The organism is Microbacterium azadirachtae (assembly GCF_000956545.1).
In the GTDB taxonomy this organism is placed as follows: Bacteria; Actinomycetota; Actinomycetes; order Actinomycetales; family Microbacteriaceae; genus Microbacterium; species Microbacterium azadirachtae.
Genome location: NZ_JYIT01000086.1, coordinates 151,713 through 170,048, shown reverse-complemented (window position 1 = coordinate 170,048; position 18,336 = coordinate 151,713). Strand labels below are relative to the sequence as shown.

The window sequence follows — 18,336 nt, the reverse complement described above, 5'->3', positions numbered from 1 at the left end:
GGAGGGAGCGAGGAGGAGAGCAGATGAGCGCCGACCAGGGTGAGTTCCTGATCGTCACCGGAATGTCGGGCGCTGGTCGCTCGACCGTCGCCAACGCGCTCGAGGATCTCGGGTGGTACGTCGTGGACAACCTCCCGCCGCAGATGCTCCGGCCGCTGCTCGACCTCGCCAACCTCGGAGGCGCGGCGCTGCCGAAGGTCGCCGCGGTGGTCGACGTGCGCGGCCGCGATCTGTTCGACGGGTTCCCCGGCGTGGCCAGGGCGCTGCGCGAGCACGGCTCGGTCCAGGTCGTCTTCCTGGACGCCTCGGACGACGTGCTGGTGCGCCGTTTCGAGTCGGTCCGCCGCCCGCACCCGCTGCAGGGCGACGGCACGCTGCTCGACGGCATCCGCACCGAGCGGACCAGGGTCGCGCCGCTGCGCGAGGCGGCCGACATCGTCATCGACACCTCGAACTTCAACGTGCACCAGCTCGCGACCAAGGTCAACGAGGTGTTCGCCGAGGAGGGCGCCGCGCGGCACAAGCTCACCGTCATGAGCTTCGGCTTCAAGTACGGACTGCCCTCGGATGCCGACCTCGTGGCGGACATGCGCTTCCTGCCGAACCCGTTCTGGATCGATGAGCTGCGCGGATCGACCGGGCTCGATGCCGAGGTGCGCGACTACGTGCTCAGCCGGGAGGGCGCTCAGGAGTTCCTGGACGCGTACACGGCCGCGCTCCGACCGATCCTCGAGGGCTACCAGCGCGAGAACAAGAGCCACTCCACGGTCGCGATCGGCTGCACCGGCGGCAAGCACCGCTCCGTCGCGATGGTGGAGGAGCTCGCGGCTCGTCTCGGTCAGATCCCGGGCGTCGCCGTGACCGTGCGGCACCGCGACCTCGGGCGCGAGTGAGACGCTGCCCCGCAGGTGCGGGGGGCCTCGGCCGGGTAAGCTGATCCCTTGCGCCGAGATCCGGCGCCGCCCGTGAGAAGGAGACCCGTGGCACTCACCACCGACGTCAAGGCCGAGCTCGTCAGCATCCGGAACGCACCGCCCTCGGTGCGCGTCGCGGAGGTGACGGCAGTGCTGAGGTTCGCCGGGGGGCTGCACCAGATCGCCAACCGCATCGCGGTCGAGGCAGAGGTGGATGCGGAGCTGCTCGCGCGGCGTGTCGCGCGCGACCTCGCCGAGCTCTTCGGCGTGCGGCCGGAGATCGCCCCGATCCAGGGCGCGTCCAGCCACGATGGGGCGAAGTACGCCGTGCGCGTCATCGCCGCGGGGGAGACTCTGGCCCGTCAGACGGGCCTGCTCGATCAGCGTCGCCGTCCTGTGCGCGGCCTGCCGAACCGCCTCACCACCGGCTCCCGTGAGGAGCTCGCCGGCCTGTGGCGCGGAGCGTTCCTCGCCGCGGGGTCGCTCAGCGAGCCCGGCCGCTCCGCGGTGCTGGAGGTCGCGTGCCCGTCCTCCGAGGCCGCGATGGCCCTCGTCGGCGCCGCGCACCGCATCGGCGTCGCGGCGAAGGCCCGTGAAGTGCGCGGCATGCCCCGCGTGGTGGTCCGTGAGCCCGAGGGCATCCGCGCGATCCTCGCGCTGATGGGCGCGTCGAAGACGGCCGCGGCGTGGGAGGAGATGCGCCAGCGCCGCGAGGTGCGCGCGGGCGTCAACCGTCTCGTCAACTTCGACGACGCGAACCTGCGTCGCTCCGCGCAGGCCGCCGTGGCCGCCTGCGCTCGTGTCGAGCGTGCACTCGAGATCCTGGGCGACGACGTGCCCGAGCACCTGCGCACGGCGGGGGCGCTGCGCCTCGCGCACCGCGACGCGAGCCTGGACGAGCTCGGGCACCACGCCGACCCGCCCCTCACCAAGGACGCCGTCGCAGGACGGATCCGCCGCCTGTTGGCGATGGCCGACAAGCGCGCGCAGACCGAGGGGATCCCCGGCACGGAGGCAGCCGTTCCGGCCGGACTCGACGTCTGACCTCGTCCTTCGCGGGCTTTCGTTCCGGAACGTGGAAACGCGCCCGGGCGAGGCCCGCGAAGGCGTCACATCCGGAAGGATCCGGGGAATCCGCGCGTTGCCGTCAGTAGGATGAAAGACGTCCGCCCCGTGCGCACCACCGCGCTTCGGGGGACCGGCAAGCGCCGCGAGCGCGGCGCGGATTGGATGACATCGACATGGCGATCTACACGCTGCCCGACCTTCCCTACGACTTCGCGGCCCTGGAGCCGCACATCAGCGGCAAGATCATGGAGCTGCACCATGACAAGCACCACGCCGCCTACGTCGCCGGTGCGAACGCGGCGCTCGAGTCCCTCGCCGAGGCGCGCGAGAGCGGCAATCTCGCGAACGTGAACAAGCTCGAGAAGGACCTGGCCTTCAACCTCGGCGGCCACGTGAACCACTCGATCTTCTGGACCAACCTGTCGCCGAACGGCGGCGGCGAGCCCGAGGGCGAGCTGCGTGCGGCGATCGACGAGTTCTTCGGCTCGTTCGAGAAGTTCCAGGCGCACTTCACCGCCGCGGCCATGGGCATCCAGGGCTCGGGCTGGTCCGTGCTGAGCTGGGACCCGATCGGCGCGCGCCTGATCATCCAGCAGCTGTTCGACCAGCAGGGCAACACCGCGCAGGGCACCGTGCCGCTGTTCCAGCTGGACATGTGGGAGCACGCGTTCTACCTGGACTACCTCAACGTGAAGGCCGACTACGTCAAGGCCGCGTGGAACATCGCGAACTGGGAGAACGTGGCTCAGCGCTTCGCGGCAGCGCGCGAAAAGACCAACGGACTGCTGGTACTGTCGTAAAAGATGGGCGTCCTGATGGGCGAAAAACCCATCAGGACGCCGTTGTCCGCGTTATCTGCAAGAATCACGCACTTCCTTGAGTAAGAACCAGGAGACTTTCGTGTCTGTCAAGATCGGTATCAACGGCTTCGGCCGCATCGGACGCAACTACTTCCGCGCAGCTCTGGAACAGGGCGCCGACCTCGAGATCGTCGCGGTCAACGACCTCACCGACAACAAGACCCTCGCGCATCTGCTCAAGTACGACTCCGTGGGCGGAGTCCTGAAGGCGGACGTGAGCTACGACGACGAGAGCATCACCGTCGACGGGCACCACATCAAGGCGTTCGCAGAGCGCGATCCCGCGAACCTGCCCTGGGGCGAGCTGGGCGTGGACATCGTCATCGAGTCGACCGGCTTCTTCACCAAGGCCGAGCTCGCGAAGAAGCACATCGAGGCCGGCGCCAAGAAGGTGCTGATCTCCGCTCCTGCGACCGGTGACGACGCGACCATCGTCATGGGCGTCAACGAGGAGACGTACAACCCGGAGACCGACCACATCATCTCCAACGCCTCGTGCACCACGAACTGCCTCGCCCCGCTCGCGAAGGTGTTCAACGACGAGTTCGGCATCGTGCGCGGCTTCATGATGACCGCGCACGCGTACACCGCCGACCAGAACCTGCAGGACGGACCGCACAGCGACCTGCGCCGCGCCCGTGCCGCCGCGATCAACATCGTCCCTGCGTCGACCGGCGCGGCCAAGGCCATCGGCCTCGTGCTGCCGGAGCTGAACGGCAAGCTCAGCGGTTCCTCCTACCGCGTGCCCGTTCCCACCGGCTCGATCGTTGACCTGACGCTCATCACCGAGCGCGAGGACCTGACCGCTGACGAGGTCAACGCCGCGTACGCGAAGGCCGCCGCCGAGGGACGTCTCAACGGCTACCTGCAGTACAACGAGGACCAGATCGTCTCCAGCGACATCCAGGGCAACCCGTTCTCCTCGATCTTCGACTCCACGCTGACCAATGTGTCGGGCAACCTGGTCAAGGTCTCCAGCTGGTACGACAACGAGTGGGGCTACTCCAACCGTCTCGTCGACCTCACCGAGTACGTGGCCGAGCGGCTCTAAGCTCATTTCCATGACTCTGCGCACCCTCGAATCCCTGAAGGAATCGGTCGGTTCGCTCGACGGAACACGCGTCATCGTCCGTTGTGACCTCAACGTCCCCCTGCGGGACGGGGTCATCACGGACGATGGCCGTGTTCGTGCGTCGGTGCCGACCCTCAAGGCCCTCATCGACCAGGGGGCGCGTGTCATCGTGTGCTCCCACCTCGGTCGTCCCGACGGCGCCCCGGACCCGCAGTACAGCCTGGCGCCGGTCGCGGCCCGCCTCGGCGAGCTGCTCGGGCAGTCGGTGGCGTTCGCGACCGACACCGTCGGCGCTTCGGCGCAGGAAGCGGTCGCCGCCCTGCAGCCGGGCGGCGTGCTCGTGCTGGAGAACCTCCGTTTCAACCCGGGGGAGACCGCGAAGGACGACGCGGAGCGCCGCGCCTTCGCGGAGCAGCTCGCCACCCTCGGCGACGCCCTGGTCTCCGACGGCTTCGGCGTCGTGCACCGCAAGCAGGCCAGCGTCTACGAGCTCGCCCAGATCCTGCCCTCCGCGGCGGGCCTCCTCATCGAGGCGGAGCTCACGGTCCTCGACCGGCTCACCGAGAACCCCGAGCGCCCCTACACGGTGGTGCTCGGCGGCTCGAAGGTCTCCGACAAGCTCGGCGTGATCTCGCACCTGCTGCCGCGCGTCGACCGTCTGCTCGTGGGCGGCGGGATGCTGTTCACGTTCCTCGCGGCCCAGGGCCACGCCGTCGCCTCCAGCCTGCTGGAGAAGGATCAGCTCGACACGGTCCGCGGCTACATCGCCGAGGCCGCCGAGCGCGGCGTCGAGCTCGTGCTGCCCACCGACGTCGTCGTCGCCGCCTCGTTCTCCGCGGACGCGGCGCACGAGACCGCGGCGGCGGACGCGATCGAGTCCACCTCCTTCGGCTCCTCGGGCATCGGCCTCGACATCGGGCCGGAGACGGCCGCGCGCTTCGCCGAGGCGATCCGCGGATCCAAGACGGTGTTCTGGAACGGTCCGATGGGCGTGTTCGAGTTCCCGGCCTTCGCGGCCGGCACCCGGACCGTCGCCGAGGCGCTGACGGAGACCGAGGGCCTCAGCGTCGTCGGCGGAGGCGACTCCGCCGCGGCCGTGCGCCAGCTCGGTTTCGCCGACGACCAGTTCGGTCACATCTCGACGGGCGGGGGCGCCAGCCTCGAGTTCCTGGAAGGCAAGAAGCTCCCCGGACTGGAGGTCCTCGGATGGCAGTGAACAGTCGTACCCCCCTCATCGCGGGCAACTGGAAGATGAACCTCGACCACCTGCAGGCGGTGGCGTTCGTGCAGAAGCTGCACTGGACGCTCAAGGACGCCAAGCACGAGGACGGAACGGTCGAGGTGGCGATCTTCCCGCCGTTCACGGACCTGCGCAGCGTGCAGACGCTCATCGACGCCGACAAGATCCCGTTCGCGTTCGGTGCACAGGACCTGTCGCAGCACGACTCCGGCGCCTACACGGGGGAGATCTCCGGCGCGTTCCTCGCAAAGCTCGACGCGAGCTACGTGATCATCGGGCATTCCGAGCGACGCGAGTACCACGCCGAGAGCGACGAGATCGTGGCGGCGAAGACCAAGGCGGCCATCACGCACGGCCTCGTGCCGGTGATCTGCGTGGGCGAGACGGCGGAGGATCTGGAGAAGTTCGGCGCCAGCGCCGTGCCCGCCGGTCAGCTCGAGACGGCCCTGCAGGGTCTGGACGCCAAGGCGGACATCGTCATCGCGTACGAGCCCGTCTGGGCCATCGGATCCGGTCAGGCCGCCACGCCGCAGCAGGCGCAGGACGTCTGCGCCGTGCTGCGCGGCGTGATCGCGAAGGTCCTCGGCGACGAGGCGGCCGCACGGACCCGCATCCTCTACGGCGGCTCGGTGAAGTCGGCGAACATCGCAGGCTTCATGCGTGAGCCGGATGTGGACGGCGCCCTCGTCGGCGGTGCCAGCCTCGTGGTCGACGAGTTCGCCGCGATCGTCCGCTATCAGAAGCACGTCGGGGTCTGACACGCGTCCCCGCCCTCAGGGGCGGGGACGTCTCGACGTATAATTGACCGTTACCCGGGATCCTGCACGCCCGTGCGGGCCCGAGCGAAAGGCCGATCCGTGGATATCATCCAGTTCATCCTGCAGGTGCTGCTGGGCATCACCAGCGTCCTGCTGACCCTTCTGATCCTGCTCCACAAGGGGCGCGGCGGAGGCCTCTCCGACATGTTCGGCGGCGGCATGTCGTCGGCGGTCGGCTCCAGCGGACTCGCCGAGCGCAACCTCAACAGGTTCACGGTGGTCCTGGCCCTGGTCTGGTTCGTCGCGATCGTCGGACTCGGCCTCATCACGAAGTTCGAGGCGATCTGATGGCTACCGGCGGCAACGCAATCCGAGGGACGAGGGTCGGCTCCGGCCCCATGGGCGAGCAGGACCACGGCTACCACGCCGACCGCATCGCGATCTCGTACTGGGACGGACTCGGCAACGAGACCGTGCGGTACTTCGCGGCGGGGCTGCCCGAGGAGGAGATCCCGGACATCATCGACCACCCGCATTCGGGTCTGCCGGCAGGGCGCGACAAGGAGAACCCGCCGGAGATCGCCAAGGCGGAGCCCTACAAGACGCACCTCGCGTACGTGAAGGAGCGTCGCACCGACGAGGAGGCCGAGCAGCTGCTCGGCGACGCGCTCGCGCAGCTGCGCGAGCGTCGCGGCCAGGGCTGATCCGCTCGGCGCCGTCTGCTTTCCGAAGGCCCCCGCTCGGCGGGGGCCTTCGGCGTTCGCGGGAGCCCGAGCTCGGGGCGCCGGCGGCGTCGCTCAGAGGAAGGGGACGAAGCTGCGCGGAACCGTCACGTTGTCGGGGAGCCCCGTGAACAGGGGAGCGACCTGGTCCGGCCGGTATCCGGCGATCCCGCAGCCCACCGGGGTCAGCAGGAATCGTCGCTCGGGGTGTGCGGCGGCGTACTCCGCGAACGTGCGCGCCTCGGCGGCGAGCACCTCGAGGCCGCTCATCGTGTCGATGGCGTAGGTGTCGCCGTGATGGCCGTGCCCCTCGCCCCATACCGCGCCGAAGTCGCGGTACGCGATGAGCGCGGCGCCGCCTCCATGGTGCCCTTCCGCGTTCGACCCGAAGACGAACACCTCGTCGGGTCGGAGCGCGGTGACGCGCTCCGGCGTGATCTCCATGTCACTGCTCCTTCCGACGGAGCGAACTCTACGCCGGGGAGGAGGGAGGAAGTGGAGGGGGTGACGGGAATCGAACCCGCGCAATCAGTTTGGAAGACTGAGACTCTACCATTGAGCTACACCCCCGGACCTTGCGCCATCGGCGCCGGGACCGACCCGGGCGAACGCCGCGGGACTCCATCGAGCATACCTGACTGACGGGGGTGCTCCGTTCCGTTAGACTCGTGAAGGCCGTTCCCGCGCGCGCGGGTTGCCAACCCGGGGCGTAGCTCAGCTTGGTAGAGCGCCCGCTTTGGGAGCGGGAGGTCGCAGGTTCAAATCCTGTCGCCCCGACGTTCACATACGTCGCACTCGCGGGGATTTCCGCGCGGGACATTCACAAGGAGACACACCAGCATGGCGAACAGCACCGTCGAGAAGCTTGCCCCGACCCGGGTCAAGCTGCACATCACGGTCACCCCGGAAGACCTCAAGCCCAGCATCGCGCACGCGTACGAGCACATCGCGCAGGACGTGCAGATCCCCGGCTTCCGCAAGGGCAAGGTGCCCGCGCCCATCATCGACCAGCGCGTCGGCCGTGGCGCCGTCATCGAGCACGCCGTCAACGAGGGTCTCGACACCTTCTTCCGCGAGGCGACCCTCGAGCACAACCTCCGCGTCGTCGGCCGTCCGTCGGCCGAGGTCGTCGAGTGGCCGAACGAGAAGGACTTCTCCGGCGACCTCAAGGTCGAGGTCGAGGTCGACGTCCGTCCGGAGATCGAGGTCCCCTCGCTCGACGGCATCACGCTGACCGTCGACGCCGTCGAGGCCGACGACGCGGCGCTCGACGCAGAGCTGGACCGCCTGCGCTCCCGCTTCGGCACGCTCGTGCCCGTCGACCGTCCGGCCACGTCCGGCGACTTCGTCGAGCTCGACCTGGTCGCCGCGATCGACGGCGCCGAGATCGACCGCGCCGAGGGCGTGTCGTACGAGGTCGGCTCGGGTGAGCTGCTCGAGGGCATCGACGACGCGATCGAGTCGCTCACCGCCGGTGAGGACACCACGTTCCGCTCCAAGCTCGTCGGCGGCGACCACGCCGGCGAGGAGGCCGAGGTCTCCGTCACGGTCAAGGCCGTCAAGGAGCGCGAGCTCCCCGAGGCGGACGACGACTTCGCGCAGATCGCGAGCGAGTTCGACACCATCGGCGAGCTGCGCGACAGCCTGCGCGAGTCGGTCTCGCAGCAGGGCGTGTTCACGCAGGCGTCTGCCGCGCGCGACAAGCTCGTCGAGACGCTGCTCGAGCAGATCGACATCCCCGTCCCGCCGCAGCTCATCGAGGACGAGGTGCACAACCACCTCGAGGGCGAAGGCCGCCTCGAGGACGACGAGCACCGCGCAGAGGTGACCGAGGCCAGCACCAAGCAGTTCAAGACGCAGGTGCTGCTGGACGCGATCGCCGAGGACGCGAACGTCCAGGTCTCGCAGGACGAGCTGAGCCAGTACCTGATCCAGTCCGCCGCGCAGTACGGCATGGCGCCGCAGGAGTTCGTCGAGGCCCTGCAGTCCGCGAACCAGCTGCCGGTGCTCGTCGGAGAGGTCGCCCGCAACAAGGCGCTCGCCGTCGCGCTGGGCAAGGTCACCGTCGTCGACTCGAACGGCAAGCCCGTCGACCTGACCGGCTTCGTGGCCGTCGAGGACGAGGCCGAGCAGGCCGAGGACGCCCCGGCGGAGAAGGCCCCGGCCAAGAAGGCGCCCGCCAAGAAGGCTCCGGCGAAGAAGGCCGCCGCCAAGGCCGAGGACGCCGCCGAGGCTCCCGCCGAGGAGAAGCCCGCCGCCAAGAAGCCGGTTGCGCGCAAGGCTCCGGCCAAGAAGGCGGCGGAGAAGGCTGCGGACGCCGAGTAATCCTCGGATCCGAGATCCCGGAAGAGGGCGGGTGCCGTGCGCACCCGCCCTCTTCGCATCCCTGGAGGAGACGCATGGACGACTGGCAGGAGCGCATCGACGCCGTCTGGGAGGCCGCCGCGGGCGGACTCGTCGACGAGGAGGTCATCGCCCGCATCGACGCGATCGCGGCCGAGCGTGCATCTGACGATGCGGAGGCGGCGTTCGAGCGGGCGGGTGCCCGCGACTCGGGCGACCTCCCCGAGGACGCGGTGCCGCTGTACCGGCTCGCCCTCGCCCGCGGCCTCGACGACGACCGGCGCGCGCAGGCGACGATCCAGCTCGCCAGCACGCTGCGCAACCTCGGTCAGGTGGACGAGGCCCTCGCGCTCATCGCCGCCGAACAGGAGTCGCACCCGGATTCGCCCTACCGGGACGCGATCGCGGCGATGCACGCCCTCGCGCTGGTGAGCGCAGGGCGGCCCGAGGAAGGCGTCGGCGTCGCGATCCTCGCGCTCGTGGAGCACATGCCGCGCTACCGCCGCTCGATGACCGCCTACGCCGAGGAGATCGCGCGCCGCGGCGCCTGATATGCCGACGGCGAACACGGCCGGGCGTGCGCGTTGTCGCCGGTAGATTCGAATCACCGAACACGGAAACAGGAGCGGAAATGGCTGAACCCCTGGTCGCGACGAGCGTCTTCGACAGGCTGCTCAAGGATCGCATCATCTGGCTGGGATCCGAGGTGCGGGACGAGAACGCCAACGAGATCTGTGCGAAGATCCTCCTTCTCGCCGCCGAGGACCCTGAGAAGGACATCTACCTCTACATCAACTCGCCCGGCGGCTCCATCACCGCAGGCATGGCGATCTACGACACGATGCAGTTCGTTCCGAACGACATCGTCACGGTGGGCATCGGAATGGCCGCCTCGATGGGCCAGCTGCTGCTGACCAGCGGCACCAAGGGCAAGCGCTACATCACCCCGAACGCCCGCGTGCTGCTCCACCAGCCGCACGGCGGATTCGGCGGCACTGCGAGCGACATCCAGACGCAGGCGCAGCTCATCCTCGACATGAAGAAGCGTCTCGCCGAGATCACCGCCTCGCAGACGGGCAAGACCGTCGAGCAGATCAACGCCGACGGCGACCGGGACCGCTGGTTCTCGGCGCAGGAGGCCCTCGAGTACGGCTTCGTCGACCACATGCGCGAGCACGCCAGTGACGTGCACGGCGGTGGCGGCACCGGCGCCGACGGCTCGGACAAGTAAGGCTGGAGAGGACACCCATGTACACACCCACGTTCCGCTCCGCCGGCACCCTGCCCTCGAGCCGCTACGTCCTTCCTCAGTTCGAGGAGCGCACCGCTTACGGCTTCAAGCGCCAGGACCCGTACAACAAGCTGTTCGAGGATCGAGTGATCTTCCTCGGCGTGCAGGTGGACGACGCGTCCGCCGACGACGTGATGGCGCAGCTCCTCGTCCTGGAGAGCCAGGACTCCGAGCGCGACATCACGATGTACATCAATTCGCCCGGTGGATCCTTCACCGCGATGACCGCGATCTACGACACGATGCAGTACGTCGCGCCGCAGATCCAGACGGTCGTGCTGGGGCAGGCCGCATCGGCCGCCTCGGTGCTGCTCGCGGCGGGCGCCCCCGGCAAGCGTCTCGCGCTGCCCAACGCCCGCGTGCTGATGCACCAGCCCGCGATGGGCGAGGCGGGGCACGGCCAGGCGTCGGACATCGAGATCCAGGCGGCGGAGATCCTCCGGATGCGCACCTGGCTCGAGGAGACGATGGCCAAGCACACCGGCAAGCCGGTCGAGCAGGTCAACCGTGACATCGATCGCGACAAGATCCTCTCGGCCGAGGAGGCCAAGGACTACGGCATCGTCGACCAGGTGCTGTCCAGCCGCAAGCGCCAGGCGCTGAGCTGACCCGCTGAAACCACGCCGCAGGGCGGCCCGGATCGATTCCGGGCCGCCCTGCGGCGTTCGCGCTCCGGTTGCGCGAGTGAGCGTCGCCACCTGCTCATATGAGCAGATCCGTGCGCGTGCGTGTGGTCACGCGGTACCCTCGGAGCATGCCCCGTATCGCCATCGACGACGACGAACTGCTCGCCGTCCGTGTCGCGGAGCTCTACTACGACGAGGACAAGACGCAGGACGAGATCGGCGGTCTCCTGGGCATCTCGCGCTGGAAGGTCGGGCGCCTCCTGCAGCAGGCGCGCGCGGACGGCATCGTCCGCATCGAGATCGTCCACCCGCGCGCCCGCAAGCTGGGCATCGAGCGGGATCTGCGCGAGCGCTTCGGCCTCGCCGACGCCGTGGTGGTGCCGAACGGCCCCAGCGACACGGAGACCCTGGGACGGGTCGCCCAGGGGGCGGCCGACCACCTCGCCGCCCTCCGTCCCGTCCCGAAGACGCTCGCCGTGAGCTGGGGGCGCACTCTCACCGCGGTCGCCGACCGCATGGCCGACGGATGGGCGCGCAGCGTGACCGTCGTGCAGATGAACGGCGGCGTGAGTGTCAACCGGCGCCCCGGCGGCGCGGCCTCCCTCGCCGCGACGATCGCGCAGCGCGCCGCCGGCCAGGTCGCCCTGCTGCCCAGCCCCGCGATCCTGGAGCGGCTCGAGACGAAGCAGGCCATCGAGCGCGACCGCACTGTCGCCGGCGTGCTCGAGCAGGCCGCGCAGGCCGACGCGTACCTGTTCACGGCGGGGGTCTGCGACGCCGGATCCGCGCACGTCGAGAACGGATACCTGACGGTTCAGGACATCGACGAGCTGGCCCGTCGCGGCGCGGTCGGAGACGTCCTCGGTCGCTACATCGACGCGGACGGCAACATCGTCGATCCCGAACTCGACGCCCGGACGGTGGGACTGAGCCTCGAACGGCTGCGCGACGCGCGCACCGCCGTCTTCGTCACGGCGGGAGAGGCGAAGCACGACATCGCCCGGACCGTCGTGGCCTCGAAACTGTGCACGATGGTGGTCACCGATGAGGCGACCGCCCTGACTCTCCTGGAGCTGGACAAGTGACCGGAACTGTGACGACGACCGAACTCGCGCGGCGCACCGCGCTGGAGGTGCTCGGCGGCGCCCCCGACGACCTCACGCTGCGGCGCTTCCTGCACGGACTGCCGGGTGTGGACGCGGTGGGGCTCGAGCAGCGCTCCGCGGGACTCGGCACCCGCTCGATCAAGACCACGTCCAAGGCGTGGGCGCTGGACACGATCATCCGCCTCATCGACCTCACCACGCTCGAGGGCGCGGACACACCGGGCAAGGTGCGGTCCCTCGTCTCCAAGGCGAAGCTGCCGGACGCCTCCGACCCGAGCTGCCCCTCCGTCGCGGCGGTGTGCGTCTACGGCGACATGGTGCCGCACGCGGTCGAGGCGCTGGGCTCCCGTCACGGCGACCCCGATGACGGCGGCATCTCCGTCGCGGCGGTCGCGACCGCCTTCCCGAGCGGTCGTGCCTCGCTCGCCGTCAAGCTCGCGGACACCCGCGACGCGGTGCAGGCGGGCGCCGACGAGATCGACATGGTGATCGACCGCGGCGCTTTCCTCGCAGGGCGCTACGGGCAGGTGTTCGATCAGATCGTCGCGGTCAAGGACGCCTGCCGCCGCGAGGACGGCACGTCCGCCTCGCTCAAGGTCATCCTCGAGACCGGCGAGCTGAACACGTACGACAACATCAAGCGCGCGTCGTGGCTCGGCATCCTGGCCGGCGGCGACTTCATCAAGACGTCGACCGGCAAGGTCTCGCCGGCGGCGACGCTGCCGGTCACCCTCCTCATGCTGGAGGCCGTGCGCGACTGGCATCGGCTGACCGGCGCGAAGGTCGGCGTGAAGCCGGCCGGCGGCATCCGGTCCTCGAAGGACGCGGTGAAGTACCTCGTGCACGTCGCCGAGACCGTAGGGGAGGAGTGGCTGCAGCCGCACCTGTTCCGGTTCGGCGCCTCCAGCCTGCTCAACGACGTGCTGCTGCAGCGGCAGAAGCTGACCACCGGCCACTACTCCGGCCCCGACTACGTCACGATCGACTGACGGAGGACCACGCATGGGATTCCTGGATTACGCGCCCGCGCCCGAGTCGCGGAGCATCCTCGCACTGAAGGACGAATACGGCCTCTTCATCGACGGCGAGTTCGTCGAGGGACGCGGGGCGTCGTTCGCGACCATCTCGCCTGCCGATGAATCGCGCATCGCGATGATCGCGCACGCCTCCGACGAGGACGTCGACCTCGCCGTCGCCGCCGCGCGCCGCGCCTACACCAAGGTGTGGTCGAAGATGAGCGGGCGCGACCGCGGGAAGTACCTCTTCCGCATCGCCCGCCTCGTACAGGAGCGTGCTCGCGAGCTCGCCGTCGCGGAGAGCCTGGACAACGGCAAGCCGATCAAGGAGTCGCGCGACGTCGACGTGCCGCTCGTCGCCTCGTGGTTCTTCTACTACGCGGGCTGGGCGGACAAGCTCGACTATGCGGGTGCGGGTCCGAATCCGCAGGCGCACGGCGTGGCCGGTCAGGTCATCCCGTGGAACTTCCCGCTGCTGATGCTGGCGTGGAAGGTCGCCCCGGCTCTCGCGGCAGGCAACACGGTGGTGCTGAAGCCGGCCGAGACGACGTCGCTCACCGCACTGATCTTCGCGGAGATCCTGCAGCAGGCCGATCTGCCGGCGGGTGTCGTGAACATCGTCACCGGGGCAGGCGCGACCGGCGCGGCGGTCGTCCGCCATCCCGACGTCGACAAGGTGGCCTTCACCGGATCCACCGCGGTGGGGCGCGAGATCGCGCGCGCCGTCGCGGGCACCGGCAAGGCGCTGACCCTGGAGCTCGGCGGCAAGGCGGCGAACATCGTGTTCGACGACGCGCCGATCGACCAGGCGATCGAGGGCATCGTCAACGGCATCTTCTTCAACCAGGGGCACGTGTGCTGTGCGGGCAGCCGCCTGCTGGTGCAGGAGTCGATCCATGACGAGGTCATCGACCGGCTCAAGGAGCGCCTGTCGACGCTCCGCCTCGGAGACCCGCTCGACAAGAACACCGACATCGGCGCGATCAACTCCGCCGAGCAGCTGGCCCGCATCCGCGAGCTCAGCCAGGTCGGCGAGGACGAGGGCGCCGAGCGCTGGACGGCCGACTGCGTCATCCCGGACAAGGGCTTCTGGTTCGCTCCGACGATCTTCACCGGCGTCGAGGCCTCGCACCGGATCGCGCGCGAGGAGGTGTTCGGCCCGGTCCTGTCGGTGCTGACGTTCCGCACCCCCGCCGAGGCGATCGCGAAGGCGAACAACACGCCGTACGGCCTGTCCGCAGGGATCTGGAGCGACAAGGGATCCCGGATCCTGGCCGTCGCCGACCAGCTGCGCGCCGGTGTGGTGTGGGCCAACACGTTCAACCGGTTCGATCCGTCGAGTCCGTTCGGAGGCTACAAGGAGTCGGGCTACGGCCGTGAGGGCGGCAAGCAGGGCCTGGCCGCGTACCTGCGTCCGGCATCGGCCGCGCCGCGCGCCGTGGCCGGGCGGACGGACGCGAAGGGCGAAGCCGTCGCCGCGAAGAAGGGGGGCGCGGCATGAGCGCGCGACTGACCGTTCCCAAGACCTACAAGCTCGCGATCGGCGGGGCGTTCCCCCGGAGCGAGTCCGGCCGCACCTACGAGGTCACGACCCCGAAGGGCGCGTTCCTGGCCAACGCCGCGAAGGCCTCGCGCAAGGACGCCCGCGACGCGGTCAAGGCCGCCCGCAGCGCACAGGGCGGGTGGGCCAAGGCCACCGCGTACAACCGCGGTCAGGTGCTGTACCGGGTGGCCGAGGTGCTCGAGGGGCGCCGCGCCCAGTTCGTCGACGAGATCGTGGCGCAGCAGGGCGTGTCCGCGGCCGTCGCGGGCGCACAGGTCGACGAGGCCATCGACCGGTGGGTCTGGTACGCGGGCTGGTGCGACAAGTACGCGCAGGTCGCGGGCAACCTGAACCCGGTCGCGGGCGCCTACTTCAACATCTCCGCGCCGGAACCCACGGGCGTCGTCGCGATCATCGCGCCGCAGGACTCGGCGCTGCTCGGCCTGGTCTCGGTCGTCGCGCCGGCCCTCGTCGCCGGGAACGCGGTGGTCGTCGTCGCCAGCGAGGCCTACCCTCTGTCGGCGATCAGCCTGGCGGAGGTGCTCGCCACGAGTGATCTGCCCGGCGGCGTCGTCAACGTGCTGACCGGCTCTGCGGCGGAGCTCGCGCCGTGGCTCGCCGCGCACGCCGACGTGAACGCGCTGGATCTGTCCGGCGCCGGCGGGATCGACTGGGTCGATCTGCAGATCACGGCGGCGGACACGCTCAAGCGGGTGCTCACGCCGGGTGAGGTCGTCGCCTCCCCGCAGCGGATCGCGGCCTTCACCGAGGTCAAGACGGTCTGGCACCCGAAGAGCATGGTCTGAGCGAACCGCCGCGAGGCTTCCGCGGCTCTGAGGGCCCGCTCCGCTGTATGCGGGGCGGGCCCTGTCGTCGTGACGGCGAGGACGCGAGTGCGCGTTCGAGAGTGGTGAGCGCAGGCAATATATTGAACGCGTGAAGCGATTCGTGCACCCGAACTCCCTGCGGCGGCTCACGCTCGCGGTACTTGCTGCCGCCCTCGTGGCGACGAGTGTCGTCGTGCCGAGGAGCGCCGCGTCGGCGACGGCCCCTCCGACCGCGTCCCAGACTCTGGCGCAGCAGATCGTCAACAGCGGCATGCTGAGCGGGAATCCGGAGCCGATGGCGCAGATCCGCGGGTACGCGAACGGCGCGCTGTTCTCTCACGTCGTCGGCGGCCAGGTACGCGACTGCCTCATCGACCCGGTGATCCTCCAAGCGCTCAAGACGACGATCGTCGACAGGAAGTTCTCCCTCTACGTCGCGTCGCTGAACAGGTTCTGCACCGGGGAACTCAGCTCGATCGGGACCAGCAGCTATCACTGGAGATCGGGAGGCGGCCACGCGGTGGACATCTCCCGCGTCAACGGCGTCCCTTCCACGGGCGCCACGGCGCAGGACCTTGCGCTGATCAACTCGATGTTCACCGCGCTGCCCGCCCCCGCAGGGCTCGGGCAGTATCAATGCCGCAGCCCCCTCAGCGTCCCGGCGCAATGGACGCAGTTCGAGGATTCCTGCGATCACAACCACTTCGAATACCGCGGTGGGGTCGGCGGCCTGGCGCCGAACGGCCCCTTCGATCTGAACGGCGATATGAAGTCGGATCTGCTGGGAGTGCGCGACGACGGCTACCTGGTCGAGTACCTGAGCTACGGCCCCACGGGCGCGGTCGCGTTGACGGGCAACACGCTCGGCAACGGGTGGGAGACGACTTCGGCGATCGTGCACGGCGATTTCAACGGGGACGGGGCCGGGGATCTGCTTCAGACGCGCACCGACGGCAGGCTGTTCTACTACTCCGGCGACGCATCGAGTCATTACAGCGGCCTGCAGGTCGGGTCGGGATGGACATCGGCCTACAGTCTGCTCACGGGCGGGGTGGATTTCACGGGCGACGGGCGGCCCGACCTCGTGACCCGAGGACCCGACGCCGCGCTGTACGCCTATCCCGGCCTGGGCAACGGCTGGTTCGGAGGCCGCGTCCAGATCGGCAACGGCTGGTCGGGGATGACGGCGCTCGTCGCAGGCGACTTCGACAACAACGGACGGGGCGATCTGATCGCCCGTGACGTGAACGGCGACCTGTGGGCCTACTTCGGACTCAGCACGGGATTCACCGCTCCGCGGAAGATCGGCTGGGGCTGGAACATCTTCTCGACGATCACCGGCGCCGGCGACTACGACGGCGACGGGAACGCAGACATCATCGGCCGCAACGGAACCGATCAGACCCTCTGGCTCTATCGGGGGACCGGATCGGGGACGATCGGCTCGTACCAGCAGATCGGCAACGGCTGGGGCGGGTTCCGCTTCATCAGCTGAGGGGTCGGCGTGTTCGCCGGGCGCGAAGCGGGGAAGGGCGGCGATCCGTGGCGATACGGCCCGATGTCGGGTGCAGCGGTTAGGCTCGAATCGCGGCTCCGCCGCACGGTGAATCACGTCGTGATCGCACGCGCTGCGGCGACCGCGGCCCACGTCTCGAAGGAGGACGCACATGGCACGAATCGGTGAGAGCGCCGACCTGTTCAAGTGCTCGTTCTGCGGCAAGAGCCAGAAGCAGGTGCAGCAGCTCATCGCGGGTCCCGGCGTCTACATCTGCGACGAGTGCGTCGAGCTCTGCAACGAGATCATCGAGGAGCGCATGGCCGAGTCGGCCAACGGCGAGGTCGCGGAGTTCGACCTGCCGAAGCCGCGCGAGATCTTCTCCTTCCTCGAGGAGTACGTCGTGGGGCAGGACCAGGCCAAGCGTGCCCTCTCGGTCGCGGTCTACAACCACTACAAGCGTGTTCGCGCACGCGGAACGCTGCAGCCGGCCGAGCAGAAGGCCGACGAGATCGAGATCGCCAAGAGCAACATCCTGATGATCGGGCCCACCGGCTGCGGCAAGACCTACCTCGCGCAGACGCTCGCCAAGCGGCTCAACGTGCCGTTCGCGGTGGCCGATGCGACGGCGCTCACTGAGGCGGGCTACGTCGGCGAGGACGTGGAGAACATCCTCCTGAAGCTCATCCAGGCCGCCGACTACGACGTCAAGCGCGCGGAGACCGGCATCATCTACATCGATGAGGTCGACAAGATCGCCCGCAAGGCGGAGAACCCCTCGATCACTCGCGACGTCTCCGGCGAGGGCGTGCAGCAGGCGCTGCTGAAGATCCTCGAAGGCACCGTCGCGTCGGTGCCGCCGCAGGGCGGACGCAAGCACCCGCACCAGGAATTCCTGCAGATCGACACGACGAACGTGCTCTTCATCGTGGCGGGCGCCTTCGCCGGCCTCGAAGACATCATCTCCTCGCGCGTAGGCAAGCACGGCGTCGGCTTCGGCGCCCCGCTGCACGACAAGGGCAAGGATCTGGACCTCTTCAGCGAGGTGCTGCCGGAGGACCTGCACAAGTTCGGCCTGATCCCGGAGTTCATCGGCCGGCTTCCCGTCGTCGCCTCGGTCACCCCGCTCGACCAGGCCGCCCTCATCGACATCCTCACCGGTCCGCGCAACGCCCTGGTCAAGCAGTACCAGCGCATGTTCCAGCTCGACGGCGTCGAACTGGAGTTCGAAGACGATGCGCTGCAGTCGATCGCCGACCTTGCTGTGGAGCGGAAGACGGGCGCCCGCGGTCTGCGCGCGATCCTGGAGGACGTGCTCGGACCGATCATGTTCGAGATCCCGTCGGCGGAAGACGTGCAGAAGGTCGTCGTGACCCGCGCCGCCGTCGATGAGGGTGCTCCTCCCACGCTCGTGCTGGCCCGCAAGCGCAAGAGCGCGTGAGCCCCCCCTGCTGT

At 69.2% G+C, this 18,336-nt stretch carries 19 protein-coding genes and 2 tRNA genes; 19 read left to right on the top strand and 2 right to left on the bottom strand.

Going from position 1 to position 18,336, the window contains the following annotated elements; all coding sequences use genetic code 11:
• The first annotated feature begins 23 nt into the window (after nt 1-23).
• From rapZ to RL72_RS18285, 8 genes are all read left to right on the top strand, one after another.
• Nucleotides 24-893, top strand: coding sequence for an RNase adapter RapZ (rapZ, locus tag RL72_RS18320; protein ID WP_045252315.1), 870 nt, complete (start codon nt 24-26; stop codon nt 891-893).
• 87 nt (nt 894-980) lie between these two features.
• On the top strand, nt 981-1,958 hold the full coding sequence (gene whiA, locus RL72_RS18315) for a DNA-binding protein WhiA (protein WP_045252314.1): 978 nt from the start codon (nt 981-983) through the stop codon (nt 1,956-1,958).
• A 197-nt stretch (nt 1,959-2,155) separates the two neighbouring features.
• Entirely contained in the window at nt 2,156-2,782 is a 627-nt protein-coding gene (locus RL72_RS18310) for a superoxide dismutase (protein WP_045252313.1), read from the top strand.
• Between the two features lie 100 nt (nt 2,783-2,882).
• Nucleotides 2,883-3,893 carry a type I glyceraldehyde-3-phosphate dehydrogenase gene (gap, locus tag RL72_RS18305; RefSeq protein ID WP_045252312.1) on the top strand — a complete coding sequence of 337 codons (1,011 nt, stop codon included), beginning with the start codon at nt 2,883-2,885 and terminating at the stop codon, nt 3,891-3,893.
• A gap of 10 nt (nt 3,894-3,903) precedes the next feature.
• Nucleotides 3,904-5,130 carry a phosphoglycerate kinase gene (locus RL72_RS18300; protein WP_045252311.1) on the top strand — a complete coding sequence of 409 codons (1,227 nt, stop codon included), beginning with the start codon at nt 3,904-3,906 and terminating at the stop codon, nt 5,128-5,130.
• The gene (gene tpiA / locus RL72_RS18295) at nt 5,121-5,912 is read left to right on the top strand and encodes a triose-phosphate isomerase (RefSeq protein ID WP_045252310.1); all 792 of its coding nucleotides are present in this window, start codon (nt 5,121-5,123) and stop codon (nt 5,910-5,912) included. Before RL72_RS18300 ends, tpiA begins: the two co-directional genes overlap by 10 nt.
• Nucleotides 5,913-6,011: 99 nt before the next feature.
• Nucleotides 6,012-6,260, top strand: coding sequence for a preprotein translocase subunit SecG (gene secG, locus RL72_RS18290; protein WP_045252309.1), 249 nt, complete (start codon nt 6,012-6,014; stop codon nt 6,258-6,260).
• Nucleotides 6,260-6,616: an RNA polymerase-binding protein RbpA gene (locus RL72_RS18285; RefSeq protein WP_045252308.1), complete on the top strand. Its 357-nt coding sequence runs from the start codon at nt 6,260-6,262 to the stop codon at nt 6,614-6,616. Before secG ends, RL72_RS18285 begins: the two co-directional genes overlap by 1 nt.
• A gap of 93 nt (nt 6,617-6,709) precedes the next feature.
• On the opposite strand, the gene RL72_RS18280 is transcribed toward RL72_RS18285, so the two are convergent.
• Complete coding sequence (locus RL72_RS18280) at nt 6,710-7,078, bottom strand: A1S_2505 family phage non-structural protein (protein ID WP_045252307.1); 369 nt, start codon at nt 7,076-7,078, stop codon at nt 6,710-6,712.
• Between the two features lie 52 nt (nt 7,079-7,130).
• Nucleotides 7,131-7,204, bottom strand: a tRNA-Gly gene (locus RL72_RS18275).
• Between the two features lie 133 nt (nt 7,205-7,337).
• Here RL72_RS18275 and RL72_RS18270 point away from each other — a divergent pair.
• The 11 genes from RL72_RS18270 to clpX all read left to right on the top strand — a co-directional run bounded on the left by RL72_RS18270 (nt 7,338) and on the right by clpX (nt 18,322).
• A tRNA-Pro gene (locus RL72_RS18270) sits at nt 7,338-7,411 on the top strand.
• Nucleotides 7,412-7,474: 63 nt separating this feature from the next.
• Entirely contained in the window at nt 7,475-8,959 is a 1,485-nt protein-coding gene (gene tig, locus RL72_RS18265; RefSeq protein WP_045252306.1) for a trigger factor, read from the top strand.
• A 74-nt stretch (nt 8,960-9,033) separates the two neighbouring features.
• Nucleotides 9,034-9,528 (top strand): tetratricopeptide repeat protein, encoded by a 495-nt coding sequence (locus RL72_RS18260; protein WP_045252305.1) that lies wholly within the window; start codon nt 9,034-9,036, stop codon nt 9,526-9,528.
• 80 nt (nt 9,529-9,608) lie between these two features.
• Nucleotides 9,609-10,208, top strand: coding sequence for an ATP-dependent Clp protease proteolytic subunit (locus RL72_RS18255; RefSeq protein ID WP_045252304.1), 600 nt, complete (start codon nt 9,609-9,611; stop codon nt 10,206-10,208).
• A 17-nt stretch (nt 10,209-10,225) separates the two neighbouring features.
• Nucleotides 10,226-10,876 (top strand): ATP-dependent Clp protease proteolytic subunit, encoded by a 651-nt coding sequence (locus RL72_RS18250; RefSeq protein WP_045252303.1) that lies wholly within the window; start codon nt 10,226-10,228, stop codon nt 10,874-10,876.
• 146 nt (nt 10,877-11,022) lie between these two features.
• Nucleotides 11,023-11,979 carry a sugar-binding transcriptional regulator gene (locus tag RL72_RS18245; RefSeq protein ID WP_245762786.1) on the top strand — a complete coding sequence of 319 codons (957 nt, stop codon included), beginning with the start codon at nt 11,023-11,025 and terminating at the stop codon, nt 11,977-11,979.
• A gap of 41 nt (nt 11,980-12,020) precedes the next feature.
• Nucleotides 12,021-12,989: a deoxyribose-phosphate aldolase gene (gene deoC, locus RL72_RS18240; RefSeq protein WP_248700528.1), complete on the top strand. Its 969-nt coding sequence runs from the start codon at nt 12,021-12,023 to the stop codon at nt 12,987-12,989.
• A gap of 13 nt (nt 12,990-13,002) precedes the next feature.
• Nucleotides 13,003-14,517: an aldehyde dehydrogenase family protein gene (locus RL72_RS18235; RefSeq protein WP_045252301.1), complete on the top strand. Its 1,515-nt coding sequence runs from the start codon at nt 13,003-13,005 to the stop codon at nt 14,515-14,517.
• Complete coding sequence (locus tag RL72_RS18230) at nt 14,514-15,365, top strand: aldehyde dehydrogenase family protein (protein ID WP_045252300.1); 852 nt, start codon at nt 14,514-14,516, stop codon at nt 15,363-15,365. The genes RL72_RS18235 and RL72_RS18230 overlap by 4 nt, the downstream gene beginning before the upstream one ends.
• 130 nt (nt 15,366-15,495) lie before the next feature.
• Nucleotides 15,496-16,881, top strand: coding sequence for an FG-GAP repeat domain-containing protein (locus tag RL72_RS19290; protein ID WP_052674498.1), 1,386 nt, complete (start codon nt 15,496-15,498; stop codon nt 16,879-16,881).
• 172 nt (nt 16,882-17,053) lie between these two features.
• Nucleotides 17,054-18,322 carry an ATP-dependent Clp protease ATP-binding subunit ClpX gene (gene clpX, locus RL72_RS18220; RefSeq protein WP_045252299.1) on the top strand — a complete coding sequence of 423 codons (1,269 nt, stop codon included), beginning with the start codon at nt 17,054-17,056 and terminating at the stop codon, nt 18,320-18,322.
• The last annotated feature ends 14 nt before the right edge of the window (nt 18,323-18,336 follow it).